Here is a 26389-nt window from a genome sequence, read left to right as displayed (position 1 = left end):
ATTCCGGCGTGGTGCTGCGCACCCTGACCGAGGACGAACGTTCCGCCCGCGCCAGCGCGCTGGCCGATGCCAAGCTGCGCGAGGTCGAGGAGCGCCGCCAGGCCGAGGAAGAGGCCCAGCGCCGCGCCGTTCGCGAAAGCGCGGAGCGTGCCGAGCGCGAGGCCGCTGAAGCCCGCCGCAAGGCCGAGGACGAGCGCCATCGCCACGAGGACGAAGCCAAGCGAAAGGCCGAGATCGAGGCCAAGAAGCGTTTTGGCGAAGGCGAACAACCGCAATCTGCCGCGCGTACCGCGACGGCGGCACCGGCCGCTCCTGCGCCGCGGCCCGGGACGACCACTGCACGGCCGACGGCCTCCGCGGCCCGGCCCGCAACGACCACACAGCGGCCAGCCGGCCCGGCGGGTCGCGCCCCCGCAGTCGCGGCCGGACCGGACGAGGACGAGGGTCCGCGCCAGATCCGTCGCGGTCCCGGCGGCGCCGCGCGTCCCGTGGCGGCCCCCAAGACCACGCACAAGCCCGGCCCGCAGAAGGAGCGCGGCCGCCTGACGGTCGTCACCGCGCTCAATGCCGACGAGGTGCGCGAGCGCTCGATCGCCTCGTTCCGCCGCCGCACCCAGCGCCTGAAGGGCCATGCCTCGAACGAGCCGAAGGAAAAGCTGATCCGCGAGGTGACGATCCCCGAGGCGATCACCATCCAGGAACTCGCCAACCGCATGTCCGAGCGCGCGGTCGACGTCATCCGCATGCTGATGAAGCAGGGCGCGATGCACAAGATCACCGACGTGATCGATGCCGACACCGCTCAGCTCATCGCCGAAGAGCTCGGCCACACCGTGAAGCGTGTTGCCGCCTCCGACGTCGAAGAAGGCCTGTTCGACGTCGTCGACGATTCCACCGACACCGAGCCGCGCTCGCCGGTCGTGACCGTGATGGGCCACGTCGACCACGGCAAGACATCGCTGCTCGACGCGCTCCGTCACGCCAATGTGGTCTCGGGCGAAGCCGGCGGCATCACCCAGCATATCGGCGCCTATCAGGTGTCTTCGCCTGAAACCGGCAAGAAGATCACCTTCATCGACACGCCCGGCCACGCCGCGTTCACCGCGATGCGCGCCCGCGGCGCCAAGGTCACCGATATCGTCGTGCTGGTTGTCGCGGCCGATGACGGCGTGATGCCGCAGACGGTCGAGGCCATCAACCACGCCAAGGCGGCGGGCGTGCCGATCATCGTTGCGATCAACAAGATCGACAAGCCCGATGCCAAGCCCGAGCGCGTGCGCACGGAGCTGCTCCAGCACGAGGTGCAGGTGGAATCCTTCGGCGGCGAAGTGGTCGACGTCGAGGTGTCCGCCAAGAACAAGACGAATCTCGACAAGCTGCTGGAGATGATCGCGCTGCAGGCCGAAATCCTCGACCTGAAGACCAACTCCGAGCGTCCGGCCGAAGGCACCGTGATCGAGGCCAAGCTCGACCGCGGCCGCGGTCCGGTCGCCACCGTGCTGGTCCAGCGCGGCACGCTTCGTGTCGGTGACATCATCGTCGCCGGCGCCGAGATGGGCCGCGTCCGCGCGCTGATCTCGGATCAGGGCGAGACCGTGCAGGAAGCCGGCCCCTCCGTGCCGGTCGAGGTGCTCGGCTTCAACGGCCCGCCGGAAGCCGGCGATCGTCTCGCGGTCGTCGAGAACGAAGCCCGTGCCCGCCAGATCACCAGCTACCGCGCGCACCAGAAGCGCGAGAACGCGGCAGCCTCGATCTCCGGCATGCGCGGCTCGCTCGAGCAGATGATGTCGCAGTTGAAGACCGCGGGCCGCAAGGAGTTCCCGCTGATCGTCAAGGCCGACGTGCAGGGCTCGCTGGAAGCGATCCTCGGCTCGCTCGAGAAGCTCGGCACCGACGAAGTTGCAGCCCGCATCCTGCATGCCGGCGTCGGCGGCATCTCGGAGTCCGACGTCACGCTCGCGGAAGGCTTCAACGCCGCGATCATCGGATTCAGCGTTCGCGCCAACAAGGAGGCAGCCGCGGCCGCCAAGCGCAACGGCATCGAGATCCGCTACTACAACATCATCTACGACCTCGTGGATGACGTGAAGAAGGCGATGAGCGGCCTGCTCGCGCCGACCTTGCGCGAAACCATGCTGGGCAATGCCGAGATCCTGGAGATCTTCAACATCTCCAAGGTCGGCAAGGTCGCCGGTTGCCGCGTCACCGACGGCACCGTGGAACGCGGCGCCAATGTGCGCCTGATCCGCGACAACGTCGTCGTGCACGAAGGCAAGCTGTCGACGCTGAAGCGCTTCAAGGACGAAGTGAAGGAAGTCCAGTCCGGTCAGGAATGCGGCATGGCGTTCGAGAACTACCACGACATGCGTGCCGGTGACGTGATCGAGTGTTATCGAGTGGAGACGATCCAGCGCTCCCTGTAAGTCCAAATCTTACCGAAGCGCCCGGATCCTTTTGAACTGAAATTGCGAGAGCGCGATGGCCGGATTCATTCCGGCCATCGATGTCTCGTTCGTTTCGACATGACAAATGACAATGCCGGTGTCCCATCACGGGCATGACGAGGTGATTTTCCAGACAATGCCCCGCCACCATCAGAAAAAGAGCTCCGCGCCCGGCGGATCGCAGCGACAGCTGCGCGTCGGCGAGCAGGTTCGCCATGCGATGGCCGATATTCTGGCGCAAGGCAACGTGCATGATGCGGACCTCGAAGGCCACATCATCACCGTGCCGGAGGTACGGATGTCGCCGGATCTGAAGCTCGCGACCATCTACGTGATGCCGCTCGGCGGCCGCGACACCGAACGCGTGATTGCCGCGCTCGATCGCAACAAGAAATTCCTGCGCGGCGAAGTCGCGCGGCGCGTTAACCTGAAATTTGCACCTGACATTCGCTTCCGCGTCGACGAGCGATTCGACGAAGCGGAACGGATCGAGAAATTATTGCGAACGCCTGCGGTGCAAAAGGACTTGGACAAGGATCCGGAGCAGAATCCGGATTCGGATCGGGAAGAAGAACAATGATGATGGACCCGGCTCACGGTGCAATCGGCACCGAAGACGCTGACTCGGGCGACGTGCAGAAAAGTAATTTTGCCGAGCTGCGCGGCGATGCCACGCCGCCGCACGCGCAGGATCGCCGCGTCAACAACGATCCGCGCGCCAAGCAGCAGAAGAACAATCAGCCGCGCCGCGACCGGCGCGACGTGCACGGCTGGGTCGTGCTCGACAAGCCGATCGGGATGACCTCGACGCAGGCGGTTGCCGTGCTCAAGCGTCTGTTCAACGCCAAGCGCGCCGGCCATGCCGGCACGCTGGATCCGCTCGCCTCCGGCGGCCTGCCGATCGCGCTCGGCGAGGCCACCAAGACCGTCCCCTTCGTCATGGACGGCCGCAAGCGCTACCGTTTCACCGTCTGCTGGGGAGAGGAGCGCGATACCGACGATATCGAGGGCCGGGCGACCACCACCTCCGACCAGCGCCCGACCCGGGAAGCCATCCTGGCGCTGCTGCCCCGGTTCACCGGCGTGATCGAGCAGGTCCCGCCGCGCTATTCCGCGATCAAGGTCCAGGGCGAGCGCGCCTACGACCTGGCGCGCGATGGCGAGGTCGTGGAACTGGCTCCCCGACCGGTCGAAATTCACCATTTATCCCTGGTAGATCAACCGGATAACGATCGAGCGGTATTCGAGGCCGAATGCGGCAAGGGGACCTATGTCCGCGCGCTGGCCCGGGATATGGGCCGGATTCTCGGCACTTATGGCCATATCTGCGCGCTGCGGCGGACCCTGGTCGGCCCATTTGGCGAGAACGACATGATTCCGCTGGATCAGTTGGAGGCTTTGTGCCATAGAGCCGCGTCCGGCGAGGGCAGCCTCGCCGACGCGCTTTTGCCCGTTGAGACCGCGCTGGACGACATCCCGGCACTGGCCGTCACTCGGGCTGATGCGGCAAGGCTCCATCGGGGCCAAGCCGTTTTGTTGCGCGGACGGGATGCGCCCACTTGTAGCGGCACAGTCTATGTCACGGTGGCAGGCCGTCTTTTGGCGCTTGCCGAAGTTGGCAATGGCGAAATCATCCCCAAGCGTGTGTTCAACCTGACCGGCCTGACTGCCAGCCCCGGTCGCAACGAGAGAAATTGACGATGTCGATTGCCGCAGAACGCAAAGCGGAAGTCATCAAGACGAATGCCACCAAAGCCGGCGACACCGGTTCGCCCGAGGTTCAGGTCGCGATCCTTTCGGAACGCATCAACAACCTCACGAACCATTTCAAGACCCACGTGAAGGACAACCATTCGCGCCGCGGCCTCTTGAAGCTCGTGTCGACCCGCCGTTCGCTCCTCGACTACCTCAAGAAGAAGGACGAGGCGCGGTACAAGGCGCTGCTCGAGAAGCACAACATTCGTCGTTAAGAGCTCTTGCGCGCGCCACCGGCGCGCGTTTTTGCGCGTGGTTTCGAACGAAAGCACTTTTTTCAAGGTTTTTGATCGAGGCTCACGCGCATGTCGGGTGCGGGCCAATACCGATTCGCATCCGGGCATGATGGTCGAAGGCCGCGATACGGCGTTCGCGCTCATGCCGACTGACCAGTCCAGCAGCAATCCGGCGGCTGGGCGCAACGGGCAAGGCGCCCGTATGACCCGAAAGGATGGACGCCATCCGAAATCCGAAAACCATGGCAGGATCGCAGGACGCTGATCACCCGCTTCGATCAGCGTCCCGCAATCTTGCGCATGGTTTTTGTTTTTCGACGCGCCTCTTCTTTCGAGAACCCATGAAAGAAGACATCTATGTTCAATAAGCATTCAGTCGAGATCGACTGGGGCGGACGCCCTCTCAAGCTTGAAACCGGCAAGGTCGCACGCCAGGCCGACGGCGCCGTCCTTGCGACCTACGGCGAGACTGTGGTGCTCGCCACCGTCGTCGCGGCAAAGGCGCCGCGCGAAGGCGTCGACTTCCTGCCGCTGACGGTCGACTACCAGGAGAAGGCCTACGCTGCGGGCCGCATTCCCGGCGGCTATTTCAAGCGCGAGGGCCGTCCGACCGAGAAGGAGACGCTGGTCTCCCGTCTGATCGACCGCCCGATCCGTCCGCTGTTCGTCGACGGCTGGCGCAACGAGACCCAGGTGATCGCCACCGTGCTGTCGCACGACATGGAGAACGACCCCGATATCGTCGCGCTGGTGGCATCGTCCGCTGCGCTGACCCTGTCCGGCGCTCCGTTCAAGGGCCCGATCGGTGCTGCGCGCGTCGGCTTCGCCAATGACGAGTTCATCCTCAACCCGACGCTCGACGAGATGGTCGAGACCCAGCTCGATCTCGTGGTCGCCGGTACCGCCGACGCCGTGCTGATGGTGGAATCGGAAGCCAAGGAGCTCAACGAAGACATCATGCTCGGCGCCGTGATGTTCGGCCACCGCCACTTCCAGCCGGTGATCAACGCGATCATCGAGCTCGCCGAGAAGGCCGCCAAGGAGCCGCGCGAAGTCACCGTCATCGACAATTCGGCGCTCGAAAAGGAAATGCTCGGCCTCGTCGAGCAGGAGCTGCGCGCCGCTTACGCCATTCCGGTCAAGCAGGATCGCTACGCCGCGGTCGGCAAGGTCAAGGAAAAGGTGATCGCCCATTACTTCCCTGAAGGGCAGGAGCCGAAATACGACAAGCTGCGCGTCGCGGGCGTGTTCAAGGAGCTCGAGGCCAAGATCGTTCGCTGGAACATCCTGGACACCGGCAAGCGCATCGACGGTCGCGACTCCAAGACGGTCCGCAACATCGTCGCCGAAGTCGGCGTGCTGCCCCGCGCCCACGGCTCGGCGCTGTTCACCCGCGGCGAGACCCAGGCGATGGTCGTGACCACGCTCGGCACCGGCGAGGACGAGCAGTACATCGACGCGCTGTCGGGAACTTACAAGGAGACGTTCCTGCTGCACTACAACTTCCCGCCCTACTCGGTCGGTGAGACCGGCCGTCTCGGCGGCACCAAGCGTCGCGAGATCGGCCACGGCAAGCTGGCCTGGCGCGCGATCCATCCCGTGCTGCCGCCGCACCACGAATTCCCCTACACCACGCGCGTGGTGTCGGAGATCACCGAGTCCAACGGCTCCTCCTCGATGGCTTCGGTCTGCGGCGCCTCGCTCGCGCTGATGGATGCCGGCGTGCCGTTGAAGCGGCCGACCGCAGGCATCGCGATGGGCCTGATCCTCGAAGACAAGCGCTATGCGGTTCTCTCGGACATTCTCGGTGACGAGGACCATCTCGGCGATATGGACTTCAAGGTCGCCGGCACGGAAGCGGGCATCACCTCGCTCCAGATGGACATCAAGATCGAGGGCATCACCGAGGAGATCATGCGTGTCGCCCTCGGCCAGGCCAAGGAAGGCCGCATCCACATCCTCGGCGAGATGGCGAAGGCCCTGACCGCGGCCCGCGCCGAGCTCGGCGAATACGCGCCGCGCATCGAGACCTTCAAGATCGCCACCGACAAGATCCGCGAAGTGATCGGCACCGGCGGCAAGGTGATCCGCGAGATCGTCGAGAAGACCGGCGCCAAGGTCAACATCGAGGACGACGGCACCGTGAAGGTCGCTTCCAGCGACGGCGAGGCGATGAAGGCCGCGATCAAGTGGATCAAGTCGATCGCGTCGGATCCGGAAGTCGGCCAGATCTATGACGGCACCGTCGTCAAGGTGATGGAGTTCGGCGCCTTCGTGAACTTCTTCGGCTCCAAGGACGGTCTCGTCCACATCAGCCAGCTCGCCTCGGCGCGCGTGCAGAAGACCACCGACGTCGTCAAGGAAGGCGACAAGGTCAAGGTCAAGCTGCTCGGCTTCGACGATCGCGGTAAGACCCGCCTGTCGATGAAGGCGGTCGACCAGCAGACCGGCGAGGACCTCGAGGCCAAGCAGAAGACTGCGGAAGGCGAAAAGGCCCCGCGCGAAGCGGCTGGCGAGTAAATCTCTCCGCATTGGAAACACGAAGGGCGGCCGAGAGGCCGCCCTTTTGTTTGTGTTCGTCCTGGGCGATATGCGCTCCCTCTCCCGTTTGCGGGAGAGGGTCTTTCCGCAGAGAGACTCCCAACGAGGAGAGAGCCCTCACCCGCCGCTTCGCGTCGACCTCTCCCGCAAGCGGGAGAGGTGAACGGCAGCTGCTACTCAGACCAGATCGAACCGGTCGGCGTTCATCACCTTGGTCCAGGCCGCCACGAAGTCGTTGGCGAACTTCTGCTTCGAGTCCGCGCTCGCATAGACTTCCGCGAAGGCGCGGAGCTGCGAGTGCGAACCGAAGATCAGGTCGGCGCGGGTCGCGGTCCACTTGACCGCATTGGTCTTGCGGTCACGTCCCTCATACGCGCCGTTGGCGGCCGGCGCCCACTGCGTGCTCATGTCGAGCAGGTTGACGAAGAAGTCGTTTGTCAGCGTCCCCGGCTTCGCCGTGAATGCGCCGTTCTTCGAACCATTTGCGTTGGCGCCGAGCACGCGCAGACCGCCGACGAGAACGGTCAGCTCGGGCGCGCTGAGCCCGAGCAACTGCGCCCGATCCACCAGAGCCTCCTCCTGCCTCAGGAACTGATGCTTGCTGCCGACATAGTTGCGGAAGCCATCAGCCCGCGGCTCGAGCGGCGCGAAGGACGGAACGTCCGTCTGCTCCTGCGACGCATCCATGCGGCCCGGCGTGAACGGCACCTTCACGTCGACGCCGGCATCCTTCGCAGCCTTCTCGACCGCGGCGGCACCGCCGAGGACGATGAGGTCGGCAAGCGAGATCTTCTTCTTGCCTGCGCCAAACTCCTTCTGGATCGCTTCGAGCTTGCCGAGCACCTTGGAGAGCTGGGCCGGCTGGTTGACCTCCCAGTCCTTCTGCGGGGCAAGGCGGATACGCGCGCCATTGGCGCCGCCGCGCTTGTCGGAGCCGCGGAAGGTCGAGGCCGATGCCCAGGCCGTGGAAACCAGCTCGGACACCGAGAGGCCGGACGCCAGGATCTTCGCCTTCAGCCCTGCGACGTCCTGCTCGTTGACGAGCTCATGATCGACGGCCGGAACCGGATCCTGCCAGATCAGCGTCTCCTTCGGCACCAGCGGGCCGAGATAGCGCGCGATCGGACCCATGTCGCGGTGGGTGAGCTTGAACCAGGCACGGGCAAAGGCGTCCGCGAACTGGTCGGGATGCTCGAGGAAGCGCCGCGAGATCTTCTCATAGGCCGGATCGAAGCGCAGCGAGAGGTCGGTCGTCAGCATCGTCGGCCGATGCTTCTTCGACTTGTCGAACGGATCCGGGATGATCGCCTCGGCCCCCTTGGCCGTCCACTGGTTCGCGCCGCCCGGGCTCTTCGTCAGCTCCCATTCGTACTTGAACAGGTTTTCGAAGAAGTTGTTGCTCCACTTCGTCGGCGTCGTCGTCCACGTCACCTCGAGACCGCTGGTGATGGAATCGCCCGCGAGGCCCGTAGCGTGCTTGCTCTTCCAGCCGAGGCCCTGATCCTCGAGTGCGCCCGCTTCCGGCTCGGGACCGACCAGCGAGGGATCGCCAGCACCGTGGGTCTTGCCGAAGGTGTGGCCGCCGGCGATCAGCGCGACGGTCTCCTCGTCGTTCATCGCCATGCGGAAGAACGTCTCGCGGATGTCCTTGGCGGCCGCGAGCGGATCCGGCTTGCCGTTCGGCCCTTCCGGATTGACGTAGATGAGGCCCATCTGCACCGCGCCAAGCGGCTCGGCGAGCTGGCGTTCGCCGCTATAGCGTTCATCGCCCAGCCAGGTGCCCTCGGGACCCCAATACAATTCTTCCGGCTCCCAGACGTCGGCGCGACCACCCGCAAAACCGAAGGTCTTGAAGCCCATCGATTCCAGCGCGACGTTGCCGGCGAGGACCATCAGATCGGCCCATGAGATCTTGCGGCCGTATTTCTGCTTGATCGGCCAGAGCAGCCGGCGAGCCTTGTCGAGGTTGGCGTTGTCGGGCCAGCTGTTCAGCGGCGCGAAGCGCTGCTGACCGGCACCAGCGCCACCGCGGCCGTCGGTGATGCGGTAAGTGCCCGCGCTGTGCCAGGCCATGCGGATCATCAGGCCGCCATAGTGACCGAAGTCGGCCGGCCACCACTCCTGGGAGTCGGTCATCAGGGCGTGCAGGTCCTTGACGACCGCATTCAGGTCCAGCGTCTTGAATTCCTTGGCATAGTCGAAGTCCTTGCCCATCGGATCCGACAGATCGGAATTCCGGTGCAGGACCTGGACATCCAGTTGAGTCGGCCACCACTCTCGGTTCGTGGGTGCGGGTTTTCCGCCCGTGAACGGGCATTTTGCTTGATCGTCCATGAATACCTCCTCTGGTGGCGTCGAACTGCGCCATGTCCCAGGTAGAAGGACTCTAAGCGCCGCCTTCTATCAGGTAAAGTTGACTTTAATGATCGCTGCGATAGGATTTTCTGATGATAAATCTGACGCTGCGGCAGCTCCGGTATTTCGATGCGCTGGCGCGTCTCGGCCATTTCGGGCGCGCGGCGGAAGCCTGCTCGATCTCGCAGCCCGCGCTGTCGATGCAGATCAAGGAAATGGAGGAGACACTCGGCGGGCTGCTGCTCGAGCGCAGCGCGCGCCAGGTCGCGCTTACGCGCTTCGGCGAGGAGCTCGCCCAGCGCGTCCGCGAGATCCTGCGCTCGGTCGATGAGCTCGGCGACTTCGCACGCGCCTCGCGCGACCGCTTCACCGGGCGCCTGCGCATCGGCATGATCCCGACAATCGCACCCTATCTCCTGCCCACGATCACCAAGAACCTCACGCGCCTGCACCCGGAGCTCGATATCCGCGTGCGCGAGACGATGACACCCAAGCTGATCCAGGAGCTGACCGAAGGCCGGCTCGATACCGCGATCGTCGCCCTGCCGGTCTCGGAAGCCTCGCTGACGGAAGTTGCGCTGTTCGAGGAAAAATTCCTGCTGGTGCGGCCGAGCACGGATGAGGGAACGCCGGTGCCCTCACGCGAGATGATGCGCGAGATGCGGCTCTTGCTGCTCGAGGAAGGACATTGTTTCCGCGACCAGGCGCTGTCGTTCTGCAACATGCAATCGGCCCCGCCGCGCGAGATGCTGGATGCGAATTCGCTGTCGACGCTGGTTCAGATGGTCAGCGCCGGCATCGGGGTGACCTTGATCCCCGAAATGGCCCTGCCCGTCGAGACGCGCTCGGCCTCGGTGTCGGTCGCGCGCTTCGCCGATCCGCAGCCCTCGCGCACCATCGGCATGGTCTGGCGCAAGACCAGCCCGCTGGCGCGGCAGCTGCTGCAAATCTCCGAGGTGGTGTGCCTGTCGGCCGGCAAGGTGCGCGCACGGCAGATCGCCGGCGCGGCGCTGCGCAATTCCCGGGCCTGATCGACGATGATATCCGTCCCCATCATCCGCGCTGCACGCCCGGACGAGTATGACGAGATCGCCCGTGTCTGGATGGAGAGCTGGGTCTCGACCGGCCTGGCGGAGGCCAGCAATTTCCTGCTCGCGAACCTGCGCGCACGCGTCCGGCGCGAGATAGAGGATGGCTGGAGCCTCTTTGTCGCCGATGATGATGGCGTGATCGCCGCCATGCTGGCGCTGCATCTGCCAAAACTCTACCTCGACATGCTTTTCGTCGCGCCTGCGTATCAAGGGCAATCGCTCGGCCGGCAGTTGCTCGCCTTCACGCGAACGCAGTTGCCCGACGAGATCGTCCTGCGCTGTGTGCGCGAGAACGAAAAGGCCTGGCGCTGGTACGAGCGCGAGGGATTTGTGTTCGAGCGGGAGGAAGTCGCGACGGCAACGGGCTTCATGATGAAGTGCTATCGGTGGCGCCGGCAAACGCGCGACGGGTAGACGGCTCCGGCATTACGCAGCTTGCGGTTGTCGCGAGCCCAACCTAGTGTGGCGTATCCAATGTCCGTCTGCCTCTGATCTTCCCGGAATCCATGGTTCGATTTATCGCCTCGATGCTGGTCCTGGTGTCCTTTCTGACTCCGGCAGCAGCACAAACTCCTCCCGCACCCCCCGCCTCTCCCGCTCAGACTACAACGCAGGCGAAACCGGCTGCCAAGAAGGCGCCGATGAAGCCAAAGGCGCCAGCCAAGCCCGCGGAGGCGGCGAGCGCCGGCCCTTGCGGCGTCGGCGTGATCGCGGCGACACAGGACCCGTTCGTCGTTGAGAAGATCGGCCTGACGGTGTTCGGCAACGAATATGCGGAGGTGCCGGTGTCCTGGGGCCTTGACGATCTTGTTTTCGCACGTGTGCGTGCGGCGGCTGGAGCTACGCCACTTCGGCGCATCGCTTACGCAAACGGCGCGTTCGACGCCTACTATCACCCGAAGCCCAGCCTGTTTCGCAACGAGCGCGAAGAGCTGTCGAACCTGATCCGTCAGATCGCGGGCAATGCCGGCTGCGAACGATATGTCGTCATCACGCGCAGCGAGGGGATGCTGCCGGGGACCAACCAGCCGCTCCGGGGCCTCGGCATTCTCAATCGTGGTGTCGGTCCCATCAGCTATTCCTACCTGTACGCCTATGTCGGCGTGACCGTGCTCGACGGCCAGACCTTTGAAATCAGGAAGGGGCCTGGCGTGACGTTGGAAGGCGTCGTGAAGCATATGGCTAACAGCTTCGGGCTAGACGAACATTTGCGCAAAGTGGACGACTCCCTGTATCCGGCCGCGGCGGCCGACGCCGCCGGCAACTCGGCCCTGCGGGACAACATTCGCGATTTCCTGACACAGCGGCTGGACAAGATCTTGCCGCCCTATTTCGCACCGTGAAGCGCGAGAGCGTGCGACGATGAACGTGCTTGCGGCCGCGTTGGTCTCATATGCCCTGCTGTCGCCGACAGGTGGACAGGTAGACCCGGCGCCAAAGCCGGAAGTGGTCAGGCCTGCGGTGAGGAAGCCGGCCACCCTCGCGCTAAGCAGGCCAGTTGAAAGCGGCCCGTGCCAGATCGGCGTGATCTCCTTCGCCGGCGACCTTTTTTGGGTCGAGAAATACGGGGCGCTCAAATTTCTCAATACCTATTCGCACACATCCGTCGCAGCTTGGGGGCTCGATGAGCTTGTCGTCTCGCGGGTCCGCGCTGCCGCCCCGGGCAGCTCTGTCAGGGGAATTCCGTACACGCGGCAGGAGCTCGCCGAAGCCCGTCAGCAGCGATTGCTTTTTCGCGACTTCGACGGGAACGTCCTGCGCTTCGTTCAATACCTCGCTGGCCGTACCCGCTGCGATCGCTACGTTACCGTGCTCAGGCACGGCGGCACTCAGCGGGAATTTGGCATCGGTATCTCGCAGCATCTGGATGCACGCGTGTTTCTCTTCGCTATGATGTTGGTGCGCGTCTATGACGGCCGAACGTTCGAAATCATCAGTGAGGCCCCAGCTCGCGAAGATGACTACTCTGTGCTGCAGCGTGCTCTCCATGACGAGCTTGGTGGACCCTATCGCATACTGGATACTGCCATGTTTCCGGCAAAGCCCGCGGACGCGGTCAAAAGTCCGGTCCTGCGCAACGGCGTCCGGGACATGCTGACGAAGAGCCTCGACAAAACTTTGCCGGCTCTGCTTCGACGGCAGGCTCGATCTCCCGAGCACAAAATAATCTCCACGGCCGCACCGCATGTCGTCGGCTCGCCCGCGACTATGATTTCTGTTGACCAACATGTCGCTCACGAAAGTCACCTTCCGGCCAGAACTAGTGCGTTGCGATTTCGAAGCAGACACGCAATGAATGTGCCCTCGCCACCTCACGCGAAGGAAGGTTCCCGCGATGATCAAGCTCTACTGGTCGCCCCGCTCGCGCTCCTTCTCCGCGCTCTGGCTGATGGAAGAAACCGGCCTGCCCTATGAGCGCGTGCTGACCGACATTTCGACCGGCGCGCAGAAGGCGCCGGACTATTTGAAGATCAATCCGATGGGAAAAGTGCCGGCGCTGGTCGACGGCGATGCTGCGCTCGGCGAAGCGGCCGCGATCTGCGCCTATGTCGCCGATCGCTATCCGGAGACAAAGCTCGCACCCGCGGCGACCGATCCGCGTCGCGCGCGCTATCTGCAATGGCTGTTCTTCGGGCCGAGTTGTATCGAGCCCGCTATCATCCAGATCTACACCAAGATCGAGGTGCCGACCTCGACCGCGGCCTGGGGAAGCTCGACGCAGGTGTTCGATGTCCTCGACACCGCCTTGGCCAAGGGACCATGGACCCTTGGCGAGGAGTTCACGGCCGCCGACATCGTGATCTGCTCGGGGCTGAACTTCGCCGTGCGAATGTTCAAGATGGTGCCGTCGCGCCCCAGTTTCGACGCCTATATCGCCCGCTGCATGGCGCGGCCGGCGTTCCAGCGCGCGGAGAAGATCGCGGCGGGGTGAAGACGCGAGGCTAAGCTCTCATGCCCCGGACGCAGTGCGGCGCGAAGTGCCGCGCTGCTGAGCCGGGGCTCATTTCCGCGGGCACTCGAGAGAGCGCTGTGGGTCCCGGCTCTGCGTCGCATCGCTGACGCGCTGCGCCGCGTCCGGGACATGAGTGCAGCTTAATCAGTCGCCTTCAGATCGTCCGGCCTCGGCATCAGGACGATGTTGTAACCGGAATCGACATAGTGAATCTCGCCGGTCACGCCGCCGGAGAGATCCGACAGCAGATACAGTGCCGAACCGCCGAGCTCATCGAGCGTGACGCCGCGGCGCAGCGGCGCATGCTTCTGCTGGAAAGCGAACATAGCGCGCGCCTCGCCGATGCCGGAACCGGCGAGCGTGCGGATGGGACCTGCAGAGATCGCGTTGACGCGGATGCCGCGCGGTCCGAAATCGGCGGCAAGATAGCGCACCGAGGCTTCCAGCGCCGCTTTCGCGACACCCATGACGTTGTAGTTCGGCATCGCACGCATCGAGGCACCGAAGGTCAGCGTGATCATGCTGCCGCCTTCCGTCATCAATTCGGCGGCGCGCTTGGCCACTTCCGTGAACGAGAAGCAGGAGATCACCATGGTGCGTGAAAAATTCTGACGACTGGTGTCGGCGTAGCGACCTTTCAGCTCGTTCTTGTCGGCAAAGCCGATCGCGTGGATTACGAAGTCGAGCTTGCCCCATTTCTCGCGCAGCGCCGCGAAGGTGGCATCGACACTGGCAATGTCCTCGACGTCGCAAGGCAGCACCATGTCGACGCCGAGCTGCTCGGCCAGCGGCTTGACGCGCTTGCCCAGGGCCTCGCCCTGGAAGGTGAAGGCAAGCTCGGCGCCATGCGCATGCAGCGCCTTCGCCATGCCCCAGGCGATCGAGTGATCATTGGCGATGCCCATGATCAGACCGCGCTTGCCCTTCATCAAATCCTGCATCGTGGCTCCCACAATTCCGATGTCATCGCCCGCGCAGGCGGGCGATCCAGTATTCCAGAGACAGTCATGTTAGATCGAGAGGCCGCGACGTACTGGATGCCCTCGCCGTCGCGGGGCATGACCAACTCAAACTATCAGGCATCCAGGCGGCTGAACACCAGCGTGGCGTTGGTGCCGCCAAAGCCGAACGAGTTCGACAGCACGGTGCCGATTTTGACGTTGTCGATGCGCTTGCGCACGATCGGCATGTCGGCGAATACCGGGTCGAGCTCCTGGATGTGCGCGCTCTCGCAGATGAAGCCGTTGTTCATCATCAGAAGCGAATAGATCGCTTCCTGCACGCCGGTCGCGCCCAGCGAGTGGCCGGTGAGTGCCTTGGTGGCGGAGATCGGCGGGCACTTCTCGCCGACGCCGAACACCTTTCGGATCGCCTCGATCTCCGGCGGGTCGCCCGCCGGCGTCGAGGTGGCGTGCGGATTGATGTAATCGACCTTCGTCTTCACGGTCGACATCGCCATGCGCATGCAGCGCTCGGCGCCTTCACCCGACGGTGCGACCATGTCGTAGCCGTCGGACGTCGCGCCATAGCCGACGATCTCGCCATAGATGCGCGCGCCGCGCGCCTTGGCGTGCTCGAGCTCCTCCAGCACCAGCACACCGGCACCGCCTGCGATGACGAAGCCGTCGCGATTGACGTCATAGGGACGCGAGGCGGTGGCCGGCGTGTCGTTGTACTTCGAGGACATCGCGCCCATGGCATCGAACAGCACCGACAGCGACCAGTCCAGCTCCTCGCAGCCGCCGGCGAAGATGACGTCCTGCTTGCCGATCTGGATCGTCTCGTAGGCATTGCCGATACAATGGTTCGACGTCGCGCAGGCCGACGAGATCGAATAGTTCACGCCCTTGATCTTGAACCAGGTCGCGAGCGTCGCGGACGCCGTCGACGACATCGCCTTCGGCACTGCGAACGGCCCGACTCGCTTCGGTCCCTTGCTGCGGGTGATGTCGGCGGATTCGACGATAGTGCGGGCCGACGGGCCACCCGAGCCCATGATGATACCGGTGCGGATGTTGGAGACTTCGTCAGGCGACAGACCGGAATCCTGGATCGCCTGCTCCATCGCGATATGATTCCACGCGGCACCCTGGCCAAGGAAACGCATCGCGCGCCGGTCGATCACCGTCGCGGGATCGAGGGTCGGCTCACCCGCGACCTGCGAGCGGAAGCCCATCTCGGCATATTTCCCTGCCCGCGAGATGCCTGACTTCGCCTCGTGAAGGCTCGCAAGCACTTCCTGGGTGTTGTTTCCGATGGACGAGACAATGCCCATCCCGGTGACCACAACCCGCCTCATGACAGCCTCGCCCTAATCGTTGTCGTCTTTTAACGTGATGCGCTTTGTCTCAGCCAAAGCTCTTGTTCAACCAAGGCTCTTGGTTCAACCGAGGCTCGTGCCCTGCTTGAACAGGCCGACCTTCAGATCCTTGGCGCGATAGATAATCTGGTCATCAACCGAAAGCCACCCGTCGGCAATGCCCAGCACCAGCTTTGAGCGCATCACGCGCTTGATATCGACCTGATACACGACCTTGCGGGCCTCGGGCAGCACCTGGCCGCCGAACTTCAACTCGCTGAGGCCCAGCGCGCGGCCGCGGCCCTCGCCGCCGATCCAGCCGAGGTAGAATCCGACCATCTGCCACAGCGCGTCGAGGCCAAGGCAGCCCGGCATCACCGGGTCATTCTTGAAGTGGCAGCCGAAGAACCAGAGGTCCGGCTTGACGTCGAGCTCGGCGCGCACCAGCCCCTTGCCGAATTCGCCGCCGTTATCGGAAATTTCCGTGATGCGGTCGAACATCAGCATCGGCGGCAGCGGCAGTTGAGCGTTGCCTGGGCCGAACATCTCGCCGCGGGCACAAGCCAGCAAATCTTCGTATTCGTAACCGTTGCGCCTGTTCAGCATCCCGGAGCCTCTGTTCAAATCCCGATGGGGCAGTTTTGGCGAGAATGGCCCCGTTTCTCGACGAAAGGAGCGCCTTTCGCCGTTGTCAGGCGCGAAAACCGCACGACCGAAACGATCACGGGCCAAGCCTCGTTAAGCCCGGCTGCGCCGAAATTGGTTAAGCGGGACCGCGCGCTCTCTATCATAGGCCTTCCCGGCGTCAAAGCGCCCTTTACAGGGTAAAATGATCGCATCTCGTCCCGGTTCCGGATCGACTTAGAACCACTCTAGTTGCGAGAAACTTGCATCTGCATCTATCCGTCCATATATTGCACAACAATAGTGTTTTTCCTCGCGTGCCCTGAAATCGGAAATGAGCGATAACGCCCCGAACCATCACGACGAAACCGCCCATTCCGCGTCCCTCCACTCCGGACGCCAACCGGCCTTGACCGGTTGCCCGTGGCACGACGTCAACGAAATGCTCCAGGCTGCCGGGCTTCGCCCGACGCGCCAGCGCATGGCGCTGGGCTGGCTGCTGTTCGGCAAGGGTGCCCGGCACCTGACCGCCGAAATGCTCTACGAGGAAGCGACGCTGGCCAAGGTTCCGGTGTCGCTGGCGACCGTCTACAACACGCTGAACCAGCTCACCGATGCCGGTCTGCTGCGCCAGGTCAGCGTCGACGGCACCAAGACCTATTTCGACACCAACGTCACCACGCACCACCATTATTATCTCGAGAACAGCCACGAGCTGGTCGACATTCCCGACCCGCATCTGGCGCTGTCGAAGATGCCCGACGTGCCCGAAGGCTACGAGATCGCGCGCATCGACATGGTCGTGCGCCTGCGCAAGAAGCGCTGAGATCGTCCTATACTGCTGATTTCGTCGTCATGGCCGGGCTCGTCCCGGCCATTGCTGTTTTGCTCCGTCAGTCCGGAATGGTCCGAAGGACCAGACCCGGAATCTCGAGATCCCACAATGCGCAATTGCGCGTTGGGGTTCGGCTCTTCGAGCCGCCCCGGGGTGACGCCTGCGGCGTCAGTTCACCAGCTCGTCGGCGTAGACGCCCCAGAGCCGCTCCTGCTGGATCCAGCCGTCGAAACCGTTGCCCGTGACGTGGCACCAGCCGGTGGTGCATTTCTTGACCTGGGCGACGACACCGACCTGGAGCTTTGCGGCGACTGCGCTCTCGGTATCGGCGCGATCATAGATCGGCGCGAGATCGTCCTTGCGCTTCATGGTGACGACGGCGGTGCGGCGGCCCGACAGCAATGAATGATAGACCCAGCCCTCGGCGCCTTCGGAATCGCGCACCCGGCGCCAGTTCTCGAACTCGGCGGTGATTTCGACCGGCAGGCCGGCGCGGGTGTAGACCCAGGCCACATCATTGTCCTTGGTCGGGCCGGCGCGGACATTCACATGGTCGGATTTGAGGCTGACATAGCGCGGCACGGGCAGGCCACTCGCGCTTTGAACCGCGTCCTTGGCCGAATGTCCGGGGCTGACCGATGCGCCCAGCCAACCCAACACGAGCGCCACCACCGACCCAAAACGCCCCAACGCCATCACGACCCGTCTCCTGCCGGAACCCCTGCGCACGCAAGCCGAATTCCGAGAATCACTTCCAAATCCACACCGCACGCCCCTCTCCCCGCCCTACGCGGGTCTTCCTTCCGTTGCCGTGGTTCTTGTCTTGGCCCGGCCATCTGCTAGAGAGGACGAGCGTCTAACAAACCAGTTTGGCCCGATTTTCCGGCCGGAAATGTCGGGAGGGCTTGAAGGAAACGCCGGGGACGATGCGGCAAGGCCAGTGTCGAACAACCGGGTTAATGAGGTCTGAACGGTAAGCCTTTGACGACAGAGGCGGCCAGCGATGCCCCATGAGAGCAGGACATGTCGGTCAAGAAAAAACCCCTCGTCGTCGTGACACGCAAGCTGCCGGACTCGATCGAGACGCGCATGCGCGAATTGTTCGACGCCCGGATCAATCTTGACGACACCCCGATGTCGCGGGAGCAGATCGCGGAAGCCGCGCGTTCGGCCGACGTGCTGGTTCCGACCGTGACCGACCATATCAGCGCCGACATCATCAACCAGCCCGACTGCAAGCTCCGCCTGATCGCGAATTTCGGTAACGGCGTCGACAATATCGACGTTGAGGCGGCGCATGCGCGCGGCATCACCGTCACCAACACGCCGAAAGTTTTGACCGAGGACACCGCCGACATGACCATGGCGCTGATCCTCGCAGTGCCGCGCCGGCTGATCGAGGGCGCCTCGGTGCTCACGGAAGGAAAGCCCTGGGCGGGATGGTCGCCGACCTGGATGCTCGGCCACCGCATCGGCGGCAAGCGCCTCGGCATCATCGGCATGGGCCGCATCGGCCAGGCCGTGGCGCGCCGCGCCCGCGCCTTCGGCCTGCAGATCCATTATCATAACCGCCGTCCCGTCGCCCCGAAGATCGCCGAGGAACTTGGCGCGACCTATTGGGAAAGCCTCGACCAGATGCTGGCGCGGATGGACATCATCTCGGTGAACTGTCCGCACACGCCCGCGACCTACCACCTGCTTTCGGCACGGCGGCTGAAGCTGATCCGGAAAGAGGCCTATATCGTCAACACCGCGCGCGGCGAGGTGACGGACGAGGACACGCTGATCAAGCTGATCGAAGCCGGCGAGATCGGCGGCGCCGGGCTCGACGTCTACGAGCACGAGCCCGCGGTCAATCCGAAACTGGTGCGGCTCGCGAAAGCCGGCAAGGTGACGCTGCTGCCGCATATGGGCTCGGCCACCATCGAAGGCCGCGTCGAGATGGGCGAGAAGGTGATCATCAACATCCGCACCTTCCTCGACGCCCACAAGCCGCCGGATCGCGTGCTGCCGAGCATGCTCTGAGGCTTATTGTTCAAGCATGATCTTGCCGGAAAACCGCTGCACACTTTTCCGGATCATGCTTTACCCGCGTCGCTTCTCCCGTTTGCGCCACTCAGCAGCGAAGTCGATGAAAGCACGCAGCGCCGGCGGAACTTGCCGCCGGCTTGGATAATACAGGAACGGTCCGGGAAACGGCTCGCACCAATCCTCCAGCACGCTCACCAACGCGCCTGATTTGACGTGCTCACGGACATACCCGTCGAACGTCGCCCAGAAACCCACGCCGTCGCGCGCGGCACGCATCGCAAGTCCGAGATAGGTCGCGATCAGCCTGGCGGGCGGATCGACCTTCACCACATGGCCGTTCTTCTCGAACTCCAGATCGAGCATCGCACCGCTGCCGAACCGCGTGCGGATGCAGTCATGGTCGAGCAGGTCCTTTGGATGCTTCGGCCGGCCGCGGCGCGCGACATAGTCGGCTGAAGCGACGACCGCGTAGCGCTGCAGCCCGCTGAGCTGGACCGCAACCATGTCCTGCGCCAGGTGCTCGCCGTAGCGCACACCGGCATCAAAGCCTTCGCTGACGATATCGACGAACGAGCTTTCGGCGACGATGTCGAGCTCGACCTGCGGATGCGCCTGCAAGAACGGCCCGACCATCTCTGCGAGCACGAGGTCGATTGCCGGCGGCGGCGCATTGATGCGCAGCCGGCCCGAGGCGATCTCGCGGAGGCTCCGCACCTGATCCAGGGCGTCGCTGACATCGCGCAGCGCCGGTGCTACGCGCGACAACAGCAGCTCGCCCGCCTCCGTCAAGGCAACGCTGCGGGTGGTGCGGTTCATCAGGCGGACGCCGAGGCGTTCCTCGAGGTCGCGCAGGCGCTGGCTGAGGCTTGAGACCGAGACACGCTGCACCACCGCCGCCCGCCGGAAATTGCGGGTGCGGGCAACCGCCACGAAGGCATCGAGGTCGCGGAGATCGGGCTCGGTCATTGTTCGATATAGTGAACAAGCCATTTCAGATTGTCCAGCTTATCGGCGCAATCGAACCGGCGCATATCTGCCGCATCAAAAGCGGCACAATCGGCCGCAGCACCCGCAAGGAGCGAGCCACCATGGAACAGCGCAAACTCGGTTCAACCGGCCCCATTGTCTCTGCCGTCGGTCTCGGCTGCATGGGCATGTCGGACTTCTACGGCCCCGCCGACCGTAGCGAGAGCATCGCAACGATCCACGCCGCGCTCGACGCCGGCATCACTCTGCTCGATACCGGCGATTTCTATGGCATGGGCCACAATGAGATGCTGATTGGCGAAGCGCTGAGCGGGCGCGACCGCGACCGGTTGCAGATCAGCGTCAAGTTCGGTGCGCTGCGCGATCCGAACAAGGGATTTCTCGGCTATGACAGCCGGCCCGCGGCGATCAAGAACTTCGTCGCCTATTCGCTCCAGCGTCTGCGCGTCGACCACATCGACATCTACCGGCCGGCGCGGCTCGATCCTTCCGTGCCGATCGAGGAGACCATTGGCGCGATGGCCGACATGATCAAGGCCGGCTGGATCCGCCATATCGGCCTCTCCGAGGTCGGCTCCGACACCATCCGCCGCGCCCAAGCCGTGCATCCGATCGTCGACCTGCAGATCGAATACTCGCTGGTGTCACGCGGCATCGAGGGCGACATCCTGAAAACGTGCCGTGAACTCGGCATCGCCGTCACCGCCTATGGCGTGCTGTCGCGCGGCCTGATCAGCGGCCATTGGTCGAAGGACCGCGCCAACGAGAAGGATTTTCGCCGCATGAGCCCGCGCTTCCAGGCGGAAAATCTCGACTCCAATCTCGCGCTGGTGGACACGTTGCGCGGGATTGCCGCAGAGATCGGTGCCACGCCTGCGCAGGTTGCGATCGCCTGGGTGGCGGCGCAAGGCGCCGACATCGTGCCGCTGGTCGGCGCGAGGCGACGGGAACGCCTGACCGAAGCGCTCGGCGCGCTGCAGGTGACGTTGACGCCCGAGCACCTCGCGACGTTGGCAAAAGCCTTTCCGCCGGGCGTCGCCGCCGGCGAGCGCTATCCTGAATCGCAGCTCGTGCACATGGACAGCGAGCGGCCGCTCGCGCACTGAGCAAGCCGACCACTACTCGCGGTGGATGCTCAGATCGTCGAACACGGGTCCATCGCCATTGAGCGGATTGGCCGGATCGCGCGCGTAGCGCAGCGTCTCGAAGCGCATCGCGCGCGCATCCAGCATCAGGAGACGGCCGACCAGGCCCTCGCCGAAACCGACGATCTCGCGGATCGCCTCCAGCGCCATCATCGAGCCGAGCACGCCGGCGAGCGCGCCCATCACGCCAGCCTCCGCGCAGGCCGGCACTGTGCCCGGCGGCGGCGCCTCCGGGAACAGGCAGCGATAGGTCGGATTGAAGTCGCCCCGTTCGTTCGTCTCATGTGCGCGAATGGTCGTCAGCGAGCCGTCGAAGGTGCCAAGCGCGGCCGTGATCAGCGGCCTCTTCGCGAAGAAGCAGGCGTCCGAAACCAGATAGCGCGTGGAGAAATTGTCGGAGCCATCGAGCACGAGGTCGTAATCGCCGATCAGGCCGAGCGCATTGTCGGCATTGAGCCAGGTGGCGTGACCGACGAAGCGCACATGCGGATTGAGCGCGGCGATCCGCTCCGCTGCGCTCTCGACCTTGTGCCGGCCGATATCGGGCGTCGTGTGGATGACCTGGCGCTGGAGGTTGGAGAGCGACACGACGTCGTCATCGACCACGCCGAGCGTGCCGACACCGGCAGCGGCGAGATACATCAGCGCCGGCGCGCCGAGACCGCCTGCGCCGATCACAAGCACCGAGGCCTGCTTCAGCGCGGCCTGACCCGGTCCGCCGACATCGCGCAGCACGATATGGCGGGCATAACGTTCGAGTTCGTCGGGACTCAGCACCCTCTTTGCTCCTGAACCACCCCGAGATTGTTTGCGACCAACGAGATGTGCTTCAATGAGCCCACGTTCAATGGCCGGGTTGGATTTGTCATGAGATCGATGCTCGCGGCAACATTTGTGTTGGTGACCGCGACAGGCGCGTACGCCCAGATGACGACGCCACAAATCTCCGGCACCAGGCCGAAGACGGTCCAGACCGTTCCGGTCCGTCCCGCATTGCAAACGCCGTCCGAGACAGCGGACGCCATGGCGCAGGCGGAGCGCCTTCTGCTGCAATCCGACCTCGCCTGGGTCGGACAGTATAACGGCGCCATCACCGGCGACGTCAGCGAGCGCATGGTCAGCGCCATCAAGGAATACCAGAAGGCGAATGGCGGCAAGCCGACCGGCGTGCTGAACCCGCAGGAGCGGGCCGCGCTCGCCGAGACGGCGCGCAAGAAGCAGGAGAGCGTCGGCTGGAAGACCGTGATGGAGCCGACCAGCGGCGCGCGGCTCGGCATCCCCGGCAAGCTCGTGCCGCAGCAGGCGACCGATGCCAACGGTTCGAAATGGACCTCGCCGACCGGCACGGTGCAGGTATTGCTCAGCCGCCGCAAGGAGGCGAACCCGACCACCGCAAAGCTGGCCGAAGTCGAGAAGAAGGAGCCCGCGGGGCGCAAGGTCGATTACACCGTGGTGAAGCCCGACTTCTTCGTTCTGTCGGGGTTGCAGGGCCTGAAGAAGTTTTACGTACGCGGCACCTTCAGGGGTGACGAGGTGCGGATCATGACGATCCTCTACGATCAGGCCATGGAAAACACCGTCGAGCCGGTCGTGATCGCGATGTCGAGCGCCTTCAATGCGTTTCCCTCGGTCCCGCAGGCAGGGCCACCACCGCGGAAAACCGTCGAATATGGCACCGGCATCGTCGTCACCGACGACGGCGCGATCGTCACTGATCGTCTGGTCACCGACGGCTGCCTTGCCCTCACCATCGGCGGCTACGGCAATGCCGACCGGCTCGCGGAAGACAAGCAGCACGACCTCGCGCTGCTGCACATCTACGGCGCGCACGGCTTGAAGCCGCTGAATCTGGCGAGTGGCGCGGCGAAAGCGGCTGTCGATGTCGTCGGCATCGCCGATCCCCAAAATCAAGGCGGCAGCGCCGCCGTCTCGAGCCTCAGGACTGCGCTGGCTGCCGTCACCGGCGGCGATGCGGCGCTCTCGCCGCCGCCGGCCGTTGGATTTTCCGGCAGCGCGACAATCGATGGCGACGGCAAGTTCGCCGGCATCGCCCTGCTGAAACCGGCGATCGTCGCCGGCCCGGCCAACGCCGCGCCTGCCGCGCAGGCCGTGATGGTGTCCGCCGATGTCGTGCGCGATTTTCTAAGGACGAACGATGTCACCGCGAATGGCAGCTCGACGGATGCAAGAACGGCCGTCGTGCGCGTGATCTGCGTGCGGAAGTAGCGGCGTCAGCCGCGTCGGCCGATCAGATAAGCCAGAGTCAAGTCGTTCAGCTCGCGTTCGAGCCGCGCGAAGTCCCGAGGGCCATAGGCCATCGTTTGCGCGACATGCGTGATATGTTCGATGGTATTCACGACCACGAACGCCGCCGTTGGCAAATCCCTCACCGCAAGTTCCGCGCGATGCGCGGCCAACAACTCCACGACTGATTGGAGGATGTTGCGCTTGAGTTCGGCGATACGCGCGGGACGTCCGATCCGCGGCAATTCCTCGATGATCGCGCGGCGCAAGCGCGGATTCTCCGCATGCGCTTGCATGGTCGCGCGGATCAACGCTTTGACCAGGCGCCGCAAGTTACCGTGAGGCGTCGCTCTCACCCCTGCCGCGATGACCGCCGCCATCGCTTCGGTGTGGCGTACCGCGACTGCGCCGACCATTGCGGTCTTGTTCGGAAAATATTGATAGAGCGATCCGACGCTGACGCCCGCCACCTCCGCGACGCGGTTGGTGTTGACCGCCTCGAACCCTTCCTTGGCCAAAATGCGAGCCGTCGCGTCCAGAATCGCGGTGACGGTTGCCCTGGCGCGGTCCTGCTTCGGCGATTTTCTCGGCTCTGTCGGGCTCATGGGGGCCTCTCGGAGAGCATCAGGGAATGCGAGTAGGAAATACCGAGCATTTGCTCATATTTGACGGCACCGATCAACTCTGCCCGCGCGGGGCAGCCGCTTTACGGAGGCACGGACAATGAGCAGGACGGAACGCAGCACGGTCACGCTGGGAATCGCCGGTGGCCTGGTCGCCTTGATGCTTTTTGCGCTGGCGCTGGCCACGCAGGGGTCGCAAGGGTTGTTTCAGATCAACCGCCCGGCAGCAGACTACGCGGCATTGCTGGTCCAGCGCGCGCCGTTCTTGCGCGCCGACCTTGGCCTGGATTTCATATTCATCGTCGTCTATTCCGCCTTCTTCATCGCACTCGCGCTGGTGCTGAAGGCCTGGGTCGCCGAAAAGCCGTTCCGGACCAATGTCGCAACCGTCGTCAATTTCGCGATCGGAGCGCTTCTGATCACCGGTGCGCTCGACGCGATTGAAAACGCGCATTTGCTTGCCATGCTGGCGATGGCCGAGCAGGGTCAGAGCATCGGACAGGGCGAGATCGCCGGCCAGATGGTCGAGAGCCAGATCAAGTTCATGTTCAGCTATTTCGGTCTGTTCGTGCTCTCTTTCGCGCTGCCCGAGGAGACTGCGATCGAAAAGCTGATCGTCATGGCCTTCCGCTGGATCCAGCTTCCGGTCGGCATCGGCATCTTCGTGCTGCCGCCTGAGCTGGTCCGGCCGCTGTTCATCTTCCGTGCGATCTTCTTCTTTGTGGGCCTGTGGACGTTGGCAGGGATCATCGTGCAGCGGGCACGGCAGAGAGCGTGACGTTCACCTCAGCACCACTATGCCGCGGCCCGGGATCGCGGGCCGCTTCGGACACCCAAAGGCCGTCGCCGCACGATCGCGCCAATCACTGCCCCCGCTCTTTGTCCCGGTTGTGCCCGACGGTGAGCACATCGTACGTACGACTACTGATCCAGTAATCCTACGGATTAGCCGGCATTCACTGTTCCGCCATCATCGTACCGTTGATTCGGACATCCGCGATCCCCTTTGGATCGGGCCGGGCACGTCCTGAGCGAGAAGAGCTCAGCATCGTCATCGATGCACGTTCGCGTGGCGCGCGTTACCCAAGACCCAAGCATTCCAAAGGATCCATCATCTATGCATACGATCGTACTGGCCACCCAAAAGGGTGGCAGTGGCAAGAGCACCCTTGCCATCGGCCTCGCGCTGGCCGCAAGGCAGGCGGGCTTCAGCGTTCGCCTGATCGAGACCGACCCGCAGGGCACGCTATCGAACTGGCAGCGCCGCCGCTCCGAGGCCGAGCCCGTGGTCGAACCGATCTACCAGGCCGCCAACATCGAGCCCCGCCTGAAGATGCTGGCCGAGAGCGGCCTGCAGCTCGCGATCGTCGACACCGCGGCTGGCCTCAGCGCCGCGACCACCGCCGCGATCCGCCATTCCGACCTGTGCCTGATCCCGTCCCGGCCCACGGTCGCCGACATCGAGGCCACTGCCTCGACGCTGAGCGTCGCCCGCGCCTGGAGGCGGCCCTTCAGCTTCGTGCTGAACCAGACGCCGATCCGCGGCCAGCGCATCGACAATGCCGCCAATACGCTCAGCGAGGAAGCCGCGCTCGAGCTCGCCGATGTGCTCGCACGCCCGCTGATCGCCATGCGCAACGACCACCAGGACTCACTTGCCGCCGGCCTTGCCGTCAGCGAATTCGCGCCCGGCGGCAAGTCGGCCGCCGAGGTCCGCGGACTTTGGCAGTGGATTCAGACTCGGCTCAACCTCACGACGACGACCAATTTCCTGATCGACCAGGTCATCTCGGCCGCGGACGGGATAGTGCACGCCGCCGCGGAGATCACGTCGAACGAGACCACGACGCTGGCGTCCTGAGCGGGGCAATCGCTCGGACGACGGCAGGGCCTCCCTGATCTCCGGTAACAGGGAGCCCAACCGACGAAGCAATCCGGTCACCAGCCCGGCCGGATTGCTTCGCTTTGTTTGTCAGGCGATGTGAACTCATCGCAGATGACAGCGATAGGTTGAGCACACGGCTTCATCCACCCGTCATTGCGAGCGCAGCGAAGCAATCCAGAGTCCCTCCGCGGTAAGATTCTGGATTGCTTCGCTGCGCTCGCAATTGTGCAAGTTCACTAATTCGCTGATCGAATGGTCTGGGTCTGGACCTCGGCAAATTCCTTTGGTGTCTTGCCGCCGAGGGCCTGATGAGGCCTGAAGTTATTGTAGTAGATTACATA

Annotated in this window: 25 protein-coding genes; 15 read left to right on the top strand and 10 right to left on the bottom strand. The window is 64.1% G+C overall.

All coding sequences use genetic code 11. The features are described from left to right. The 5 genes from infB to pnp form a co-directional block, all read left to right on the top strand. The coding region (gene infB, locus ACV1FX_RS40115) for a translation initiation factor IF-2 (protein WP_473122998.1) at positions 1–2423 on the top strand (2423 nt) is incomplete at its 5' end. A 157-nt stretch (positions 2424–2580) separates the two neighbouring features. Continuing rightward, the gene (rbfA, locus tag ACV1FX_RS40110; RefSeq protein WP_473123000.1) at positions 2581–3024 is read left to right on the top strand and encodes a 30S ribosome-binding factor RbfA; all 444 of its coding nucleotides are present in this window, start codon (positions 2581–2583) and stop codon (positions 3022–3024) included. Then, positions 3021–4142: a tRNA pseudouridine(55) synthase TruB gene (truB, locus tag ACV1FX_RS40105; protein ID WP_473122997.1), complete on the top strand. Its 1122-nt coding sequence runs from the start codon at positions 3021–3023 to the stop codon at positions 4140–4142. The genes rbfA and truB overlap by 4 nt, the downstream gene beginning before the upstream one ends. Before the next feature lie 2 nt (positions 4143–4144). Continuing rightward, the gene (rpsO, locus tag ACV1FX_RS40100; RefSeq protein ID WP_008540131.1) at positions 4145–4414 is read left to right on the top strand and encodes a 30S ribosomal protein S15; all 270 of its coding nucleotides are present in this window, start codon (positions 4145–4147) and stop codon (positions 4412–4414) included. Between the two features lie 378 nt (positions 4415–4792). After that, the gene (gene pnp / locus ACV1FX_RS40095; protein ID WP_473122996.1) at positions 4793–6955 is read left to right on the top strand and encodes a polyribonucleotide nucleotidyltransferase; all 2163 of its coding nucleotides are present in this window, start codon (positions 4793–4795) and stop codon (positions 6953–6955) included. Positions 6956–7153: 198 nt separating this feature from the next. On the opposite strand, the gene katG is transcribed toward pnp, so the two are convergent. Continuing rightward, complete coding sequence (gene katG, locus ACV1FX_RS40090) at positions 7154–9310, bottom strand: catalase/peroxidase HPI (RefSeq protein WP_473122995.1); 2157 nt, start codon at positions 9308–9310, stop codon at positions 7154–7156. Positions 9311–9423: 113 nt separating this feature from the next. Between katG and ACV1FX_RS40085 the strand changes: the two genes are divergently transcribed. From ACV1FX_RS40085 to ACV1FX_RS40075, 3 genes are all read left to right on the top strand, one after another. Then, complete coding sequence (locus ACV1FX_RS40085) at positions 9424–10362, top strand: hydrogen peroxide-inducible genes activator (protein ID WP_473122994.1); 939 nt, start codon at positions 9424–9426, stop codon at positions 10360–10362. A 9-nt stretch (positions 10363–10371) separates the two neighbouring features. Beyond that, positions 10372–10836, top strand: a complete 465-nt coding sequence (locus ACV1FX_RS40080) for a GNAT family N-acetyltransferase (protein WP_473122999.1) — start codon at positions 10372–10374, stop codon at positions 10834–10836. A 227-nt stretch (positions 10837–11063) separates the two neighbouring features. Then, positions 11064–11765, top strand: a complete 702-nt coding sequence (locus tag ACV1FX_RS40075; RefSeq protein WP_473122993.1) for a hypothetical protein — start codon at positions 11064–11066, stop codon at positions 11763–11765. Between the two features lie 142 nt (positions 11766–11907). Here ACV1FX_RS40075 and ACV1FX_RS40070 read toward each other — a convergent pair whose 3' ends face one another. Continuing rightward, entirely contained in the window at positions 11908–12660 is a 753-nt protein-coding gene (locus ACV1FX_RS40070; protein WP_473122992.1) for a hypothetical protein, read from the bottom strand. 97 nt (positions 12661–12757) lie between these two features. On the opposite strand from ACV1FX_RS40070, the gene ACV1FX_RS40065 reads away from it, so the two are divergent. Then, a complete protein-coding gene (locus ACV1FX_RS40065) occupies positions 12758–13354 on the top strand; it encodes a glutathione S-transferase family protein (RefSeq protein WP_473122991.1) in 597 nt (198 codons plus the stop codon). A 161-nt stretch (positions 13355–13515) separates the two neighbouring features. On the opposite strand, the gene fabI is transcribed toward ACV1FX_RS40065, so the two are convergent. From fabI to fabA, 3 genes are all read right to left on the bottom strand, one after another. After that, the gene (gene fabI, locus ACV1FX_RS40060; RefSeq protein ID WP_473122990.1) at positions 13516–14316 is read right to left on the bottom strand and encodes an enoyl-ACP reductase FabI; all 801 of its coding nucleotides are present in this window, start codon (positions 14314–14316) and stop codon (positions 13516–13518) included. A 134-nt stretch (positions 14317–14450) separates the two neighbouring features. Beyond that, a complete protein-coding gene (gene fabB / locus ACV1FX_RS40055) occupies positions 14451–15674 on the bottom strand; it encodes a beta-ketoacyl-ACP synthase I (RefSeq protein WP_473122989.1) in 1224 nt (407 codons plus the stop codon). Between the two features lie 84 nt (positions 15675–15758). Continuing rightward, positions 15759–16280: a 3-hydroxyacyl-[acyl-carrier-protein] dehydratase FabA gene (fabA, locus tag ACV1FX_RS40050; RefSeq protein WP_473122988.1), complete on the bottom strand. Its 522-nt coding sequence runs from the start codon at positions 16278–16280 to the stop codon at positions 15759–15761. A gap of 352 nt (positions 16281–16632) precedes the next feature. Here fabA and irrA point away from each other — a divergent pair, with 352 nt between their 5' ends. Continuing rightward, a complete protein-coding gene (irrA, locus tag ACV1FX_RS40045) occupies positions 16633–17124 on the top strand; it encodes an iron response transcriptional regulator IrrA (protein ID WP_449381547.1) in 492 nt (163 codons plus the stop codon). A 177-nt stretch (positions 17125–17301) separates the two neighbouring features. Here the strand turns inward: irrA and ACV1FX_RS40040 are convergent, their stop codons facing one another. Further along, positions 17302–17829: an SH3 domain-containing protein gene (locus ACV1FX_RS40040; RefSeq protein ID WP_473122987.1), complete on the bottom strand. Its 528-nt coding sequence runs from the start codon at positions 17827–17829 to the stop codon at positions 17302–17304. 327 nt (positions 17830–18156) lie between these two features. Here ACV1FX_RS40040 and ACV1FX_RS40035 point away from each other — a divergent pair, with 327 nt between their 5' ends. Beyond that, positions 18157–19158: a 2-hydroxyacid dehydrogenase gene (locus tag ACV1FX_RS40035; RefSeq protein ID WP_473122986.1), complete on the top strand. Its 1002-nt coding sequence runs from the start codon at positions 18157–18159 to the stop codon at positions 19156–19158. Between the two features lie 60 nt (positions 19159–19218). Here ACV1FX_RS40035 and ACV1FX_RS40030 read toward each other — a convergent pair whose 3' ends face one another. Beyond that, the gene (locus tag ACV1FX_RS40030; protein ID WP_473122985.1) at positions 19219–20130 is read right to left on the bottom strand and encodes a LysR family transcriptional regulator; all 912 of its coding nucleotides are present in this window, start codon (positions 20128–20130) and stop codon (positions 19219–19221) included. Between the two features lie 122 nt (positions 20131–20252). Here ACV1FX_RS40030 and ACV1FX_RS40025 point away from each other — a divergent pair, with 122 nt between their 5' ends. Beyond that, positions 20253–21257, top strand: a complete 1005-nt coding sequence (locus ACV1FX_RS40025) for an aldo/keto reductase (RefSeq protein WP_473122984.1) — start codon at positions 20253–20255, stop codon at positions 21255–21257. Positions 21258–21269: 12 nt separating this feature from the next. On the opposite strand, the gene ACV1FX_RS40020 is transcribed toward ACV1FX_RS40025, so the two are convergent. Next, positions 21270–22073 carry a HesA/MoeB/ThiF family protein gene (locus tag ACV1FX_RS40020; protein ID WP_473122983.1) on the bottom strand — a complete coding sequence of 268 codons (804 nt, stop codon included), beginning with the start codon at positions 22071–22073 and terminating at the stop codon, positions 21270–21272. A 90-nt stretch (positions 22074–22163) separates the two neighbouring features. Here ACV1FX_RS40020 and ACV1FX_RS40015 point away from each other — a divergent pair, with 90 nt between their 5' ends. Next, a complete protein-coding gene (locus ACV1FX_RS40015) occupies positions 22164–23522 on the top strand; it encodes a serine protease (protein ID WP_473122982.1) in 1359 nt (452 codons plus the stop codon). Positions 23523–23527: 5 nt separating this feature from the next. Here ACV1FX_RS40015 and ACV1FX_RS40010 read toward each other — a convergent pair whose 3' ends face one another. Continuing rightward, positions 23528–24145 carry a TetR/AcrR family transcriptional regulator gene (locus ACV1FX_RS40010; RefSeq protein ID WP_473122981.1) on the bottom strand — a complete coding sequence of 206 codons (618 nt, stop codon included), beginning with the start codon at positions 24143–24145 and terminating at the stop codon, positions 23528–23530. Positions 24146–24263: 118 nt separating this feature from the next. Between ACV1FX_RS40010 and ACV1FX_RS40005 the strand changes: the two genes are divergently transcribed. Further along, the gene (locus ACV1FX_RS40005; protein ID WP_473122980.1) at positions 24264–24941 is read left to right on the top strand and encodes a hypothetical protein; all 678 of its coding nucleotides are present in this window, start codon (positions 24264–24266) and stop codon (positions 24939–24941) included. Between the two features lie 339 nt (positions 24942–25280). Beyond that, positions 25281–26024: a nucleotide-binding protein gene (locus ACV1FX_RS40000; protein WP_473122979.1), complete on the top strand. Its 744-nt coding sequence runs from the start codon at positions 25281–25283 to the stop codon at positions 26022–26024. Positions 26025–26284: 260 nt separating this feature from the next. Here ACV1FX_RS40000 and ACV1FX_RS39995 read toward each other — a convergent pair. Continuing rightward, positions 26285–26389 (bottom strand): integrase core domain-containing protein (locus tag ACV1FX_RS39995; RefSeq protein WP_473119414.1); only part of this gene is annotated, 105 nt, incomplete at its 5' end.

This window comes from Bradyrhizobium ingae (assembly GCF_055791185.1).
The sequence above is the reverse complement of the archived record's forward strand: the minus strand, read 5'-3'. Positions and strand labels throughout refer to the sequence as shown.